The 13,592-nt window shown below is 70.6% G+C and carries 13 protein-coding genes; 4 read left to right on the top strand and 9 right to left on the bottom strand.

From position 1 onward, the window contains the following. Positions 1 to 43: 43 nt before the first annotated feature. From ACIBZJ_RS36595 to bldC, 6 genes are all read right to left on the bottom strand, one after another. Entirely contained in the window at positions 44 to 544 is a 501-nt protein-coding gene (locus ACIBZJ_RS36595) for a hypothetical protein (RefSeq protein ID WP_395938037.1), read from the bottom strand. Positions 545 to 569: 25 nt separating this feature from the next. Further along, entirely contained in the window at positions 570 to 2,222 is a 1,653-nt protein-coding gene (locus ACIBZJ_RS36590; RefSeq protein ID WP_395938154.1) for an FtsK/SpoIIIE domain-containing protein, read from the bottom strand. 1,369 nt (positions 2,223 to 3,591) lie between these two features. Further along, positions 3,592 to 3,816: a hypothetical protein gene (locus ACIBZJ_RS36585; RefSeq protein ID WP_395938035.1), complete on the bottom strand. Its 225-nt coding sequence runs from the start codon at positions 3,814 to 3,816 to the stop codon at positions 3,592 to 3,594. Positions 3,817 to 3,962: 146 nt separating this feature from the next. Further along, entirely contained in the window at positions 3,963 to 5,486 is a 1,524-nt protein-coding gene (locus ACIBZJ_RS36580) for an Hsp70 family protein (protein WP_395938033.1), read from the bottom strand. After that, the gene (locus ACIBZJ_RS36575; protein WP_395938031.1) at positions 5,483 to 6,895 is read right to left on the bottom strand and encodes a tetratricopeptide repeat protein; all 1,413 of its coding nucleotides are present in this window, start codon (positions 6,893 to 6,895) and stop codon (positions 5,483 to 5,485) included. The genes ACIBZJ_RS36580 and ACIBZJ_RS36575 overlap by 4 nt, the downstream gene beginning before the upstream one ends. 202 nt (positions 6,896 to 7,097) lie before the next feature. Beyond that, positions 7,098 to 7,304 (bottom strand): developmental transcriptional regulator BldC, encoded by a 207-nt coding sequence (bldC, locus tag ACIBZJ_RS36570; RefSeq protein WP_035858691.1) that lies wholly within the window; start codon positions 7,302 to 7,304, stop codon positions 7,098 to 7,100. 703 nt (positions 7,305 to 8,007) lie between these two features. On the opposite strand from bldC, the gene ACIBZJ_RS36565 reads away from it, so the two are divergent. The 3 genes from ACIBZJ_RS36565 (at position 8,008) to tgmB (ending at position 9,792) form a co-directional block, all read left to right on the top strand. Then, positions 8,008 to 8,208, top strand: a complete 201-nt coding sequence (locus ACIBZJ_RS36565; RefSeq protein WP_395938028.1) for a DUF3073 domain-containing protein — start codon at positions 8,008 to 8,010, stop codon at positions 8,206 to 8,208. Positions 8,209 to 8,466: 258 nt separating this feature from the next. Next, on the top strand, positions 8,467 to 8,835 hold the full coding sequence (gene tgmA, locus ACIBZJ_RS36560) for a putative ATP-grasp-modified RiPP (RefSeq protein WP_395938026.1): 369 nt from the start codon (positions 8,467 to 8,469) through the stop codon (positions 8,833 to 8,835). 3 nt (positions 8,836 to 8,838) lie between these two features. Continuing rightward, on the top strand, positions 8,839 to 9,792 hold the full coding sequence (tgmB, locus tag ACIBZJ_RS36555; protein ID WP_395938024.1) for an ATP-grasp ribosomal peptide maturase: 954 nt from the start codon (positions 8,839 to 8,841) through the stop codon (positions 9,790 to 9,792). On the opposite strand, the gene purM is transcribed toward tgmB, so the two are convergent. Both purM and purF read right to left on the bottom strand, forming a co-directional pair. Then, complete coding sequence (gene purM / locus ACIBZJ_RS36550) at positions 9,789 to 10,868, bottom strand: phosphoribosylformylglycinamidine cyclo-ligase (protein WP_395938022.1); 1,080 nt, start codon at positions 10,866 to 10,868, stop codon at positions 9,789 to 9,791. The two genes, tgmB and purM, sit on opposite strands and share 4 nt — an antisense overlap. Positions 10,869 to 10,950: 82 nt before the next feature. After that, complete coding sequence (purF, locus tag ACIBZJ_RS36545; protein WP_395938020.1) at positions 10,951 to 12,474, bottom strand: amidophosphoribosyltransferase; 1,524 nt, start codon at positions 12,472 to 12,474, stop codon at positions 10,951 to 10,953. A 228-nt stretch (positions 12,475 to 12,702) separates the two neighbouring features. On the opposite strand from purF, the gene ACIBZJ_RS36540 reads away from it, so the two are divergent. Next, the gene (locus tag ACIBZJ_RS36540; protein ID WP_395938018.1) at positions 12,703 to 13,161 is read left to right on the top strand and encodes a hypothetical protein; all 459 of its coding nucleotides are present in this window, start codon (positions 12,703 to 12,705) and stop codon (positions 13,159 to 13,161) included. On the opposite strand, the gene ACIBZJ_RS36535 is transcribed toward ACIBZJ_RS36540, so the two are convergent. Further along, positions 13,158 to 13,484, bottom strand: a complete 327-nt coding sequence (locus ACIBZJ_RS36535) for a sterol carrier family protein (protein ID WP_395938152.1) — start codon at positions 13,482 to 13,484, stop codon at positions 13,158 to 13,160. The two genes, ACIBZJ_RS36540 and ACIBZJ_RS36535, sit on opposite strands and share 4 nt — an antisense overlap. Positions 13,485 to 13,592: the final 108 nt, after the last annotated feature.

The raw sequence follows: 13,592 nt of genomic DNA, 5'->3' as shown, positions 1-13,592 counted from the left end.
CTTCCCACGCGCCCCACCAACCCCGGAGCCCGCCACGCCCCGGTCAGAAGATCACTCGCAGTAGGAGCGCGCCGAGAATGATCAGTGCGATCAAGCCTCCGATGCGGATCAGTTCCCGGCGGAGGGCGGCCTTGCGGGCGGCCTCGGCGGCGCGTTCCATCGCGCGGGCACGGCCGGCGCGACGAGCCTCGTTCAGGCCTGCCACCTCGGTCGCCAGCTTCTTGTCGAGTTCGCCGAGCCCCTCGATCAGCGGATCCGGTGCGTCGTACGAGATCGTCGGCGCCGCGGACGCGTCCGGCACCAGGATGTGCGCCGCGACCAGGCGCGCCTCCGAGTTCGCGAGCGTCCGCTTCGCATAGGTCTGCCACTCGTCGCACCGGTTCAGCGCCAGCTCGCGCGCGCTCGTCGCCCGGGCGATCGACGCCTCTTCGTCCGATTTCGCGATGCGGCGCCGTTCGTCGACCAGGTTCGGCAGCCCGGCCAGGCCGTTGACCGCCTCCAGGTAGTCGATCCACTCCGGATCCGGCGACGGGTGCTGGCTCATCGTCCCCCTCCGTTCGGGCTACGCATCATGAGGGCAGGGCAAAAGGCACCACCGGCACCGGGCGGCCGCCGTGCGAGAGGTCGCAGAACAGACCCCGGTGCGGCTGCGGTGCGTACCGCAGATACGGCCCCAGCACGCCTTGGACGTCGGCCTCCGGCGCCCGCAGGAACACGTAACCGCCGACCAGCGACGTGAATTCGTAGCCGACGTGCTCGGTGAACACCCGCAGGCTGTTCCACCACCCGATCAGATGGACGTCGACCAGCGGGCCTTCGCGCACCAGCGTGCGGAGCGCGTCGGTCGGCGCGACCCCGGTGTCGTCGTAGTGGTCGAGTCGCGCGGCCCGGTGCAGCCCGATCCCGAGCACGTAGATCGGACGCCGCTCGGCGCTCAGATCGGCGTGCTTCCCGCTGGCCTTGATGCGCTCCTCGACGATCTCGGCGAGTTCGGAGAGCCCGCGCCCGACCCCGCTGCCGGTCTGCCGGTGGACCTTGTGGTCGTACGCGCCGGCGGCCTCGTCGAGGAGCTCGGTCTCCGGCGAACCCGTGTCGCCGCCGACGGCGTCCAGCAGCACGAACTCGGCCCCGCCGCGGACGTGCTGCGCGGCCAGCGACCAGACGACGGCCCCGAGCGTGCCGAACGCGTCGTCCCGGCCGTCGCCGACGATCGCCAGCGTCCGGCCGGGGTCGGCGGTGAGTCCGAACGCGACCGGAGCCGGATCGACGTCGACCGGCAGGCCGAGCAGGGCGAACTTCGTGTCGTCGCCCGGCGGCGCGTCGGTGAGGACACGCTGGAGCGCACCGGTGAGCAGGTTCGGGTCGGACGGGCGGGCCGCGTAGAACACCCGCGGTGCCATCGGACGCCCGGCCCGCTCCCAGAGGTCGTGGCGCAGGTCGTCCAGCAGCTCCTCGTCGGCGTAGGCGACCACGCCCCGGCGGTTGTGCGTGGGGTCGCCGTACTCGCGGTTGAGCACGATCTCGCCGCGGAACCGCAGCTGGGCGGCCTCGGTGTTCTGCCGTCCGAGCACCGCCTCGGACTCGCTGGCCTCGGTCTTGAGCGACACCCGCCAGGGGAACTGGCCGAAGATCGACCGTTCCTTGGTCACCAGCGTCTCGATGCCGCTCAACGTCTGCGAGGCCAGAACGAGGTGGACGCCGACCGCACGGCCCCGGCGGGCCAGCGTCTCGAGGATGACGATCGACGCCCTGGCGATGTCGTCGTCCTCGGCGACCAGCACCTGGAATTCGTCGATCACCAGCAGCAGCCGCGGAACGGTCTCGTTCGGGCGCAGCGTGCGGTACCCGGCGAGGTCGTTCGCACCGGCCAGCCGGAACTGCTCGGCCCGGCGGCGGAACTCCCCGTCGAGGTAACGCAGCACGGCCAGCCCGAACGCGCGGTCGCCCTCCAGGCCCAGCACCCGGGCGTGCGGCAGGTGCCACGGACGCCCCGGACGCGGGCCGAGCCGGTCGAACTCCAGGCCGTCCTTGAAGTCGAGCAGGTACATCGCGACCTCGTCCGGCGAGTACGAGGCCGCGATCGAGTGCAGCAGCACCAGCAGCAGGTTCGACTTGCCCTGCCCCGACGCCCCGCCGATCAGCACGTTCGGCAGCGACGGGTCGGAGCCACGCAACTCCAGCTCGACGACGTCCAGGCCGGCCCGGCCGATCTTGGCCGTCATGCCCTTGACCGCGCTTTCCGACCAGACGCCGGCCGGGCCCGGCAGCAGCGCCGCGAAATCGACGACCGGGGCCGCGCCGCGCCGGGCGCCCTCGGCCACCTTCGCCGACACGCTCTCGATCAGCTGCCTGCTCGGCGGCAGATCGGGCCGGACCGTGACCGCGGGCAACGCGCTCACGGTGATCGCGGAGTTCCGGCCACGGGCCAGATTGAGGTGCTTGAGCAGATCGTTCGGGTTGACGTTGTCGTCGGTCTGGGCCCGCGGATCGTGGTGGACGAGCAGCGAGACGCCCCGGCGCGGGCCGCCCTCGGCCAGCCGGATCAGCTCGGTCTGCGCGTCGGCGTCGATGCCGTACGGGTAGTCGCAGACGACGAGCAGCCGGTACGGCTCGGGCTGCACACCGGTCGCCTTGGTCAGCTCGGCCAGGTCGGGGACGTCGTGCGCACCGGCCAGCTCGGCGACGCGCATCACCGCGGCACGCAACTGGATCAGCCGCTTGATCAGCTCGGCCGGCGTGGCCAGCGGATCGGCGAGCAAGTCGTTGCCGGCCTTGCGCAGTGCCGCGAACGGGCTCGTGACGCCCCGGATCCGCGGATCGTAGGTGACGATCTCCAGCCGCCCGGGCGGTGCGGTGGCCAGCGCCCGCAGCAGCAGCGAGCGGATCGTGCCGATCGGCCACTCCCGGTCGTCGCCCTCGGCGATCAGCCCGAGCGAGGCCGCGTCGAGCAGCGGGATGAGCGCCGGAAGCGAGTCGGGATTGGCGTTGCCGGTGCGCGGGCCGGCGCCGGGCACCGAGAGCGAACCGAGCCGGATGTACCGGGCCGGGCCGCCGCCGAGCCAGTCGTCCGAGCGCCAGCCCGGGTCGGTCCAGTCGGCGGACGCCGCGAACGGCGCGATCCGGCGGGCGCGGTCACCGAGGATGTCGCGGGCGCGCTCGTAGGCGTCGTCGGCCTCCGCGCCGGCCCGCTCGACCGCGCGGTGGGTGCGCCGGGCGGCGTCCCGCTCGGCGATGTCGTAGGCACCGGTGGCGGCGCTGCGCCCGGCGTCGGCGGCGGCGAGGATCGCGTCGGCGGTGCCGCGCAGGCGCAGGAACGTGGTGCGGATCTGACGTTCCTCGTCGGGCAGCGGGTCGCCGTCGTGGTCACCCGCGCCGAGCGGCGAGTCGTCGCGGAGCCGTTCCTGACGGTGGTCGTCGTCGGTCGGGCGGCGCGCGCGGGACCAGCGTCCACCGGCCCGGCGAGTGCCCGGACCGCCCGGGTTGCCACCGGGCTGATTCGTGCGTGGAGGCATCATCCGACGCGTCGTCTCCTCACCTGCCACACCGCTCGCGATTTACGGACTCCGGGTTACCCACATAATCACGGGGGTCCTACAGGGTGCCTGCGAACTTCTTGCCCTCCGAGGCCGCGTGCTTGAGCGCCTGCGCCGCCTCGTCCAGCTTTTTCTCGGCGGCCTGCAGGGCGGCCACCATGTTCTGATCGGTTTTCCGCGCCGAGCCGCCGATCGTCCCCTGTACCGCGGAGATGGCTTGGTTGAAGCTCTGTTTCTGCGCGAGGAGGGCTGTGGCCATCTTCTCGGACTTGTCGGACAGCATGGAGAGCTGCTGTCGCAACTGGACGAGTCTCGACTGCGTTGACACCGGCCTCGTTCCTCACTTGCAGTGTCTTTGTGCAAACCACCAGTAAACAGGGTAGCCGCTGCAGCGGCGGCCCAACCCTGTGCCCGGCCTATCCAATCGCATCATCCGACCTCGAGGCTCCGGAGGGCCGCGCGCATGCGGTGGATGTCCGCTGCGTCCAGATTGGCCTGACGGTCGATGTCGAACTCGGCGATCTGCCGCCCATCGTCCGGTTCGGTGAGCGACACGTGAATGATGCCGTCTGCGTCGTACGAAATCACAATGTCGAACTCGACCGCACCGGTCTTCTGCGGAATCGCCAGCCGGGCCGAGCCGACCACGGTCGCGAACCGGAGATCCTGGTCGTCCCCTTCGGTGACCACCAGTAACACCTCGCGCTGGTTCTCGGCGAGGGTCCGGAACCGGCGGCGGCCCTGGCACGGGATCGGGGTGTTGCGCGGGATCACGATCGAGTTGACCTGCTCACCGCTGTTACGGGCTCTCGCGACCACACCGACACCCTGCGACGTGACGTCGTTCACACTCACGGTCCGGCGTGGACGGCTGTCGGGCTTGCGGCGCGCGTTCGCCAGCACGTCCGCCAGGACCGCGGCGCCGAGTGCGACCGCCTCGTCCGGATGGACCGAACGGTCGGCGCGGACGCCGGTCACCTTCTCGACCATGGCGGTCACCATCGGCATGCGGGTCGACCCACCCACCATGAGGACGCTCCCCAGCCGGCCGAAACCGACCGCGGCCTCCTCCATGACCTCCTGGACGATCTCCTCTGTGCGGCGCAGGAGCGGCCGGGTGAGCGCCTCGAACGTCGGGCGAGTGACCGTGACGACGTGCTCGCCGCCGTCGACGTCCATCGCGATCTTCGCCTCCGGCAGCGTCGAGAGCTGCCGTTTGGCCTGCTCACAGTGCTCGCGCAGGATCGCCTCGGTCTCGCCGTCGTCCAGGCCGGGCGCGAGCAGCCAGAGGCCGGTGGCCTTCTGCAGCAGCTCGGCGACGTGGATCATCAGCGCGTTGTCGAAGTCGAACCCGCCCAGGTTGCGGTCACCGGCGGTGGCCAGGACGTCGAACCGGCCGTAGCCCATCCGCATGACCGTGCAGTCGAACGTGCCGCCGCCGAGGTCGTAGACGAGCAGCGTCTCCTCGCGGTCGGCGTTGTAGCCGAACGCCAGCGCCGCGGCGGTCGGCTCGTTCAGGACCCGCAGGACGTCGAGCCCGGCGATCTCACCGGCGTCGGCGGTGGCCTTGCGGCGGGCGTCGTCGAAGTACGCGGGCACCGTGATCACGGCCTCGGACGCCGGGGCGCCGAGCGCGGTCGCCGCGTCCTCGGCCACGCGCTTGAGGATCATCGCGCTGATCTGCTCGGCGCTGTACTCCTCGCCGGTCGTGGTCGGGAACCGCCAGGTGGGATCACCCATGTGCCGCTTCACGAACTCGACGCAGTCGGCCGGAGCCGCGGTCACCGACCGGCGGGCGGCCAGTCCGACGACCGGCTTGTTGTCGCGGAAGCAGACGACCGACGGGGTCGTGGAGTGTCCCTCGCGGTTGCGCAGGATGTACGGCTCGCCGTTCTCGGCCACGGCGGCCGCCGCGGAGAACGTCGTGCCCAGGTCGATGCCGATCGCGTTCACGACGTTGCCCCTCCACCGCGACCCGGCCACCGCAGGACGCGGCGGCCTTTGCTGCGCTCCTCCCCGGCCGGTGCGGGGCCCTCGTCGCCCGCCTCCGGGCGGAAAGAGCCCTTGCCGTCGGCCGGGGCCTTGCCATCGCTCCGGTCACCGGGGCCACGGCCGACCCGCCGTGGCACCGTCCGGGCGATCAGCGCGGCGTTGCGTCTGTAGACCGGTTCGTAGCAGGTGTACAGGAGTGCACCGAGGAACGTCAGTACGACGATCAGGAGCCCGACAGCGAACGACTGCTGGACGATGTCTCCGCTCTGACTCGCCCGCCAGATGTTCGGGGCGCAGCAGCAGCCCGACACCGCCAGCAGGCCGATCCCGACCGGCCACCGCCAGTTGCGGCGGAACGCGTTCGGGGAGAACTTCCGGCGCCGGGCCCGGCGGGAGTACTCGCGCTGCTGCTCGAGGTCCTCCCTCACCGCCGGGTCGGCGGGGCGGATCGAGATGCCCCGGCTGGCCAGCGCGTACACGTAGCTGGCCTGGGCCTCGCTGGAAATGACCAGGCGGCCGTCCTCGAGCTCGTGCTGCGCGGCCACCGCTCGTTCGGCCAGCGCGGTGCCGAGCGCGGTGCGGACGTCGCCGTCGTCGGGACGGGTGCGGTAGGCGTCCTCGCCCTCGCGGACGGCCTCGTCGACGCGGCCGGCCCGGAGCAGCGCGGTGACGATGCGGACCCGGTAGTCGATGCGCTCGGGGTCGAGTTCGGCGGCGGTGCGGTAGGCGGCCACCGCGCGCTCCGGGCGTCCTCCGCGGTCGAGGATCCAGCCCCGTTCGGCGTGCAGGTGTGCGGAATCGGGTTCGAGGGCGAGCGCCCGCTCGATCGCCGACTGGGCGGTCTCGGTGTCGTCCGACCGGGCGGCCGCGTCGGCCAGCACCGACCAGGCGTAGGCGTTCTGCGGGTCTTCGTCCACCGCGCGGCGGGCGGTGAAGATCGCCAGGTCGGACTGACCGCTCTTGAGCTGCTCGACCGCCCGGACCAGCCACTCGCGGGCGGCCGGGGCGACCGGCGGGGGTCCCGGCTGATCTCCGGCCGGCGGCGTCTCCGGCGGCTCGGTGGCCGCGGACGCGTGCGGAGCGCCGGTATTGGCGTCGGGGTCGTCGGGCGGTGGCACCCGGCGGGGACTCTCACCCCCGAGCAGCGTTCGTTCGGCCAGGTCGAGCGCGGCCATCCAGCGCTCGGCTTCCTGGCGGGCGTTGATGTCGGGTGCGGTCGTGCGGCGACGCCATTTGCGACGTTCGGCGGTGATGCGCTGGCGGATCGTGGCCGGATCGGCGCTCCGATCCAGACCCAGGAGCGCGAGATAGTCGCCGTCCGGAGCCAAGGGTCCGGGCCCGGCCGGCCCGTCAGGCCCGAGGCTGCCCACTGCGCGACCTCCGCTGTCCTTCCGCCGCCGCTCGGGCGCGGGCGTTCCGTGCTGGGACTATAGCCTCGCGCACAGGTGACAAACGAAAGCGCGGCCTACGACGAAACGTCGTAGGCCGCGCTCGAACCGATGAGTGTCGAGACCGGAATGCTGTAGGGGCAGCTGGTCTCGCGCACCGGAAGCGTGTAGCTGAGCTTTTCGCTCAGTCGCCGGTCCGCTGCTGCGGGATGCCGGCGAGAAGGGCCCGGACCTCTGACTCCCGGTACCGGCGGTGGCCGCCGAGCGTCCGGATCGCGCTGAGCTTGCCGGCCTTCGCCCACCGGGTGACGGTCTTCGGGTCGACGCGGAACATCGTCGCGACCTCGGCCGGCGTGAGCAGGGGCTCCGATTCGGGGGTACGGGTAGCCATGGAAATCTCCTTCAGAGGGGTATGCGACGGGGAGGGCGCCGCATTGCCCTCCATGCTCCCGGGTGTCCGCCTTGCCCGACATGGGCCGAAAGGATGATCCTACGTACCGATCCGGCCTAATAAGGGAACCGTGCGCATACCAGCCGTTTACTGACGGTAGTCCGAAAGGTTGGTAGGGCGACTGTATCCGCAGGTAGGCCCCCTTTCGACGACGGTTTCACCGCATCTCAACCGTTCGGCCAATACGGATACCGCCATGTTGTCGGTCGTGGCGGTCTGTCCCGACTAGCCCAACCATCCGCCTTCTTTAGGCGACCGTCCCTTTGCCGGGTGTAGCTGACGAATCGGCGGAGGTCTGATCGTCTTTCCGTACCACTGCGAGAGGGGCCGAGTGATCGGCGTTTTCTACCGGCCGGTCTGATCGGCGTCACCACCGGGCCGACCACTTCGTCCGCCAACGGCTGATCCCGGCGAACGGCATGTGATGCGCGTCACGTAAAATCGCCCTGCAGAACGCTGCACGAGAACGCCGCCGCACCTCCAGGTGCGGCTATCGTCCTCAACCGTCCCCCGAGAGACGATCGGCCCAACCCGCGAGGTGCCGAACGTTGGGTGGGGACGGTACGGTGTCACTACGAGACATGCCATCATCCGGGGCCTCTCGCATGACGCCCCGATACACCTGTGCGAGGGGGTCGAGCCAATGGGGCGCGGCCGTGCTAAGGCAAAGCAGACGAAGGTCGCGCGTGAGCTGAAATATAGCTCTCCTAACACCGACCTCGACGCTCTCCAGCGGGAGCTTTCAAGCTCCCCTAGTTCCGCCTCCACGGACGACGACGACGACGAGTACGAAGACGAGTACTCGGGTCAATACGACGAAGACGACTGGGCGCCGAGGCGTTAGCCGTACAGCGTCCGGTCACGTCGTCCTGTCTGGTACCAGTTGCCGCGCCGGCACCTTCCGGCGCGGTGTTTCGTGCCGGGCTAGTGGGAGCGGTGAGTGTCGAGGTCTGCGGGAGCAAGCTCACGCAGCAGGGGCTGGCGGGGTGGGACGAATCACCCCGCAGTCAATGGATGCGGGATCTCCGGGAGCCTGCCCACCCAGTTCTGGGATGCTGATCAGTGGCCCAGACGGTGCGCGGAATCCCTGGAGGACACGGTGTTGACCAGCCAGCACGCGGCTTACGCGACGGTATTTCCGATCAGCGATCAGCTGCCGCTCGGCCGGGCCATGATGGCGGCGTTGCGATCCGGCGAACCGCTGGGCAGCGACGGCGTCAAGACCGGTCACGATCCGGACGAGCGTCCGGCCGAGGGTGCCGCCCGGCCGTTCGGGCTGCGGTTCGCGACGTTGCCGGAGCACGGCGTCGAGTTGCCGCTGGACGCGATCGCCTACGACGACGACGCCCAGATCGCGCTCGCGCGCGACGGTGCGGGCTGGACGCCGCTCATCGACCACTCGATGGGTCTCACGCTGCGAACCACGGGCCAGATCCCGCGCGAGGACGAAATACACGACAAGTCGTCCTGACTCGTGCCCCGCACCGTGCTCGTTCTCACCGAACAGCTCGATCCGACCGCTGACCTGGTCGTGACCGCCCTGCACGAGCGCGGCGCCGAGGTTTTCCGGGTCGACACCGCGGCGTTCCCGCTGAGTCTCACCGTCACCGCGTCGCTCGGCGACTCCTGGCACACGGAACTACGCTCGCCGTCCCGCTCGGTGCGTCTGGAAGACGTCTGCGGTGCCTACTACCGGCGTCCGTCGTCGTTCGTGTTCCCGCCGATGAGTGCGGCCGACCGGCAGTGGTCCGAGCTCGAGGCCCGTGTCGGCCTCGGCGGATTGCTCGCGACGGTGCCGAACTGGCTCAACCACCCCAGCCGGATCGGCTACGCCGAATACAAACCGGTGCAGCTGGCCACGGCCGCATCGGCCGGCCTCGCGGTTCCCCGCACGCTGATCACCAACGATCCGGACGCGGCCGGGCGCTTCGCCCACGAGATCGGCCCGATCGTCTACAAACCGTTCTCGTCGCCGGCCGAACAGGACGGGCGTACGGCGTTCGTCTACACCTCGCCGGTGTCGGCCGCCGAGCTGTCCGACGAGGCGATCCGGCTCACCACGCACCTGTTCCAGGAACACCTGGAGAAGGCGTACGAGGTGCGGCTGACGGTCGTCGACGACCAGTTCTTCGCGGCGTCACTGACGGCCCGCTCGGCGGCGGGGCGGATCGACTGGCGGAGCGACTACGACGCGATCGAGTACGCGGTCGCCACAGTGCCTCCCGCGGTACGGGAGGCACTGTGCCGGATGCTCCAGACGCTCGGCCTGCGGTTCGCCGCTGTCGACTTCGCGGTGACGCCGTCCGGCGACTGGTACTTCCTCGACCTCAACCCCAACGGCCAGTGGGCCTGGATAGAACACGAGACCGGTCTCCCGATCTGTGCCGCCATCGCTTCCGCGCTGATGGGACCGGCCCTGACCGGCTAGGCCGGATGCTCGTCCACCAGGCGCACGGTGCCCGTGCCGGAGACGATCTCGCCGGTGACCCAGGCGTTGACGCCCTTGGCCGAGAACGACGCGACCGCGCGGTCGACGTCTGACGGCGGCACCACCACGACCATGCCGACGCCCATGTTGAACGTCCGCTCCATCTCGGCCCGGGTGACCCGGCCGACGGTACCGATCAGGTCGAAGATCGGCTGCGGACGCCAGGTGGCCCGGTCGATCACGACGTCGACGTCCTCGCCGATGACCCGCACGACGTTGCCGGGCAGCCCGCCACCGGTGATGTGTGCCAGCGCGTGCACCTCGCACTCGCCGATCACTTCGAGGCAGGCCTTGGCGTAGATCGTGGTCGGCGTCAGCAGCTCCTCGCCGAGCGTCCGCTGCTTGCCGAGCTCCGGGATCTCCTGGTCCAGGCGCATCTTGCCGCCGGCGAGCAGCGCGTGCCGCACCAGCGAGTACCCGTTCGAGTGCAGCCCGGACGAGGCCAGCGCGATGATCTGGTCACCGGCCTTGATCCGCTCGACCCCCAGGATCGAGTCGGCGTCCACCACGCCGATGCCGGTCGCCGCGATGTCGTACTCGCCCGGTTCGAGCAGCCCCGGGTGCTCGGCCGTCTCGCCGCCGAGCAGCGCGCACCCGGCCCACCGGCACCCGTCGGCGATACCGCCGACGATGTCCGCGACCTTCTCCGGGACGACCTTGCCGATCGCGACGTAGTCCTGCAGGAACAGCGGCTCGGCCCCGCACACCACCAGGTCGTCGACGACCATCGCGACCAGGTCGACGCCGACCGTGTCGTGGATGTCCATCTGCTGGGCGATGGCCAGCTTCGTGCCCACTCCGTCGGTCGACGACGCGAGCACCGGCTTCTTGTACTTGTCGGTGTCGAACGCGAACAACCCGGCGAACCCGCCGATGTTGCCGACCACCTCGGGCCGGAACGTCTTCTTGACCTTCGAGCGCATCAGCTCGACGGCCCGGTCGCCGGCCTCGATGTCGACCCCGGCCGCCCGGTAGGAGGAGCCCTCCTCCTTGGCATCGCGTGACGTACGCGTCACTCGAGCACCACTCTGGGTTGGTGCTCCGGACGTCACCACGTCCTTCACTCTGCCTCCATGTTTTTCGGCCCCGTAAGGAAAGTTAGGGCCGGCTGAGAGCGCCGGCGCCGCCTGGCGAACCCACCAACGGCAATGGCTTACCGACTCCACGCTCGATTCCCTCGAGCACGTGCTTACCGATCATGTCGTCGGCGGGCAACGGGATCGGGTACTTCCCGTCGAAGCACGCCATGCACAGCCGCTTGCGCGGTTGCTCGGTGGCGGCCACCAACTCGTCGAGCGACACGTAGCTCAGCGAGTCGGCGCCGATCGCGGCCCGGATGCCCTCGGTGTCGAGGCCGTTGGCGATCAGCTCGGCCTTGCTCGCGAAGTCGATGCCGTAGAAACACGGCCACTTCACCGGCGGCGACGAGATGCGCACGTGCACCTCGACCGCGCCGGCCTCACGCAGCATCCGCACCAGCGCTCGCTGCGTGTTGCCGCGGACGATCGAGTCGTCGACGACCACGAGCCGCTTGCCGCGGATGACGTCACGCAGCGGGTTGAGCTTCAGCCGGATACCGAGCTGGCGGATCGTCTGCGACGGCTGGATGAACGTCCGGCCGACGTAGGAGTTCTTGACCAGACCGAGGCCGTACGGAATGCCGCTGGCCTGGGCGTAGCCGACCGCGGCCGGGGTGCCGGACTCCGGCACCGGGATCACCAGATCTGCGTCCACCGGGTTCTGCGCGGCCAGCCGCCGGCCGATCTCGACGCGCGTCGCGTGCACGCCGCGACCGGAGATCGTGGTGTCGGGCCGGGCCAGGTAGACGTACTCGAAGATGCAGCCCTTGGGCTCGGGCATCGCGAACCGCTCGGAGCGCAGGCCGCCCTCGTCGATCGCGATCAGCTCGCCGGGCTCGACCTCGCGGACCAGGCTCGCGCCGACGATGTCGAGCGCGGCGGTCTCGCTGGCCACCACCCAGCCGCTCTCCAGCCGCCCCAGCACCAGCGGCCGGACGCCCTGCGCGTCGCGCGCGGCGTACAGCGTGTGCTCGTCCATGAAGACGAAGCTGAACGCGCCGCGCAGCGTCGGGAGCACCTCGAGCGCCGCCTGCTCGAGCGACCGATCGGGATCGGACGCGAGCAGCGAGGTCACCAGCGAAGTGTCGTTCGTGCTCACCGGGCCCTGGGCGCCGATGCCGGTCGAGGCGACCGCCCGCGCGAGCTCACCGGTGTTGACCAGGTTGCCGTTGTGGGCCAGCGCCACCGAGGTACCGGCACTGGTCGACCGCAGCGTCGGCTGCGCGTTCTCCCAGGTCGAGCCACCGGTCGTCGAGTAACGGGCGTGCCCGATCGCGAGGTGGCCCTGCAGGCTGGCCAGCGTCGACTCGTCGAAGACCTGGGAGACCAGGCCCAGCTCTTTGTAGACCACGACACCGGTACCGGCGCTCACCGCGATTCCGGCGGCTTCCTGCCCCCGGTGCTGGAGCGCGTACAGGCCGTAATACGTGAGCTTGGCGACGTCTTCGCCGGGGGCCCACACGCCGAAAACCCCGCAAGCGTCTTGGGGGCCGGTGTCTGAGGGGTCGAGTTCGTGCGTCAGTTTGCCGTCACCACGGAGCACGGGCCCAGTCTAGGCCCTGTTTTCCGGAACGCCTGCCGCCAGCGGGTGCGCGCAGGTGGGGACGGTGTGGTTCACTCTTCGTCGTGACCACGACCTTCGCCTGCGCCCTGTCACCGGTGATCACCGGTCAGTGCGGCGAGTGTTGTCGCTGACGATTCGTCCGGCTCGCGCGCAGTCCGCTGCGGACGCCGTGAGCATTCCCGCGCTCTACCTCGAGACGGATTCGTCATGCTGGATTACCCCGAGCCTTACCTGCTCGCACCCTCCGCGCTGACCCCGACCGCGCTACGTGAGCGCGCCGAGTCGATGGTCGTCGACGCCGCTCTGCTGGCCGACCTGCCGATCGGCGGCGCGGTCGAACTGCGCGGCAACTTCCTCTACGACGCCTGGCTGGTGAAACTCGGCCCGGACGCCGCCAGCGACCTGCACGCCCACGAGGCCGGATACGGCGCGGTCGCGGTCGTGTCGGGCGCGCTGCGGGAGACCAGGGCGTCCCGCGACGGCCTGGACGAGCGGGTGGTGCGTGCGGGCGGCACGGTCAGCACCCGCCCCGGCGACACGCACCGCCTCACGGTCGAGGGCCCGGGCGCGGTGGCCGTGTACCTGGCGTCCCCGCCGCGCGGCGACGCGCCCCGCATCGTCACCAGCGCGACCGCCGTCCCGGTCGTCCCGATGGCCGTGGTCTAGGCGAGCGGGAGCCATCGGGTCAGGTCGGCACGCGAGCCGCTCGCCGAGACCTTGCCCGCCGCCACCGCGTCGGCCCACGGCAGCCGGCCGGTGGCCAGGGCGATCCAGGTCTCGGGGTCGGTCTCGACGACGTTCGGCGGCGTACCGCGGGTGTGCCGCGGTCCGTCTCCGCACTGCACCGCCCCGTACGGCGGCACCCGCACCTCCACGGTTCTACCGGGCGCCGTGCGCGCCAGTACGCCCAGCAGATGCCGCACCGCGTTCCGGAGCACCAGCGGCGCCACCGCCTGCCCCGCGTCCAGCGACGCGACCGCACTGGCCACCGCGTCCGGATCGTCGACCACCTTCGCCACCAACGAACCGTATCCGGCCCACCGGACGGCCGATCGCAGCCGGTCCGAGCGGTCGGAGGTAAGGCCTGCGACTCGGGC

Origin of the sequence: Cryptosporangium sp. NPDC051539, assembly GCF_044454545.1 — a bacterium.
Taxonomy (GTDB): domain Bacteria; phylum Actinomycetota; class Actinomycetes; order Mycobacteriales; family Cryptosporangiaceae; genus Cryptosporangium.
The sequence above is the reverse complement of the archived record's forward strand: the minus strand, read 5'-3'. Positions and strand labels throughout refer to the sequence as shown.

What these genes read in the sequence shown, in the direction of transcription:
- ACIBZJ_RS36590 (WP_395938154.1), bottom strand. Translation starts at nt 2,222, where the DNA reads ATGACGGCCAAGATCGGCCGGGCCGGCCTGGACGTCGTCGAGCTGGAG.
- bldC (WP_035858691.1), bottom strand. Translation starts at nt 7,304, where the DNA reads ATGGCTACCCGTACCCCCGAATCGGAGCCCCTGCTCACGCCGGCCGAG.
- ACIBZJ_RS36540 (WP_395938018.1), top strand. Translation starts at nt 12,703, where the DNA reads ATGCTGGATTACCCCGAGCCTTACCTGCTCGCACCCTCCGCGCTGACC.
- ACIBZJ_RS36595 (WP_395938037.1), bottom strand. Translation starts at nt 544, where the DNA reads ATGAGCCAGCACCCGTCGCCGGATCCGGAGTGGATCGACTACCTGGAG.
- ACIBZJ_RS36565 (WP_395938028.1), top strand. Translation starts at nt 8,008, where the DNA reads ATGGGGCGCGGCCGTGCTAAGGCAAAGCAGACGAAGGTCGCGCGTGAG.
- ACIBZJ_RS36585 (WP_395938035.1), bottom strand. Translation starts at nt 3,816, where the DNA reads ATGCTGTCCGACAAGTCCGAGAAGATGGCCACAGCCCTCCTCGCGCAG.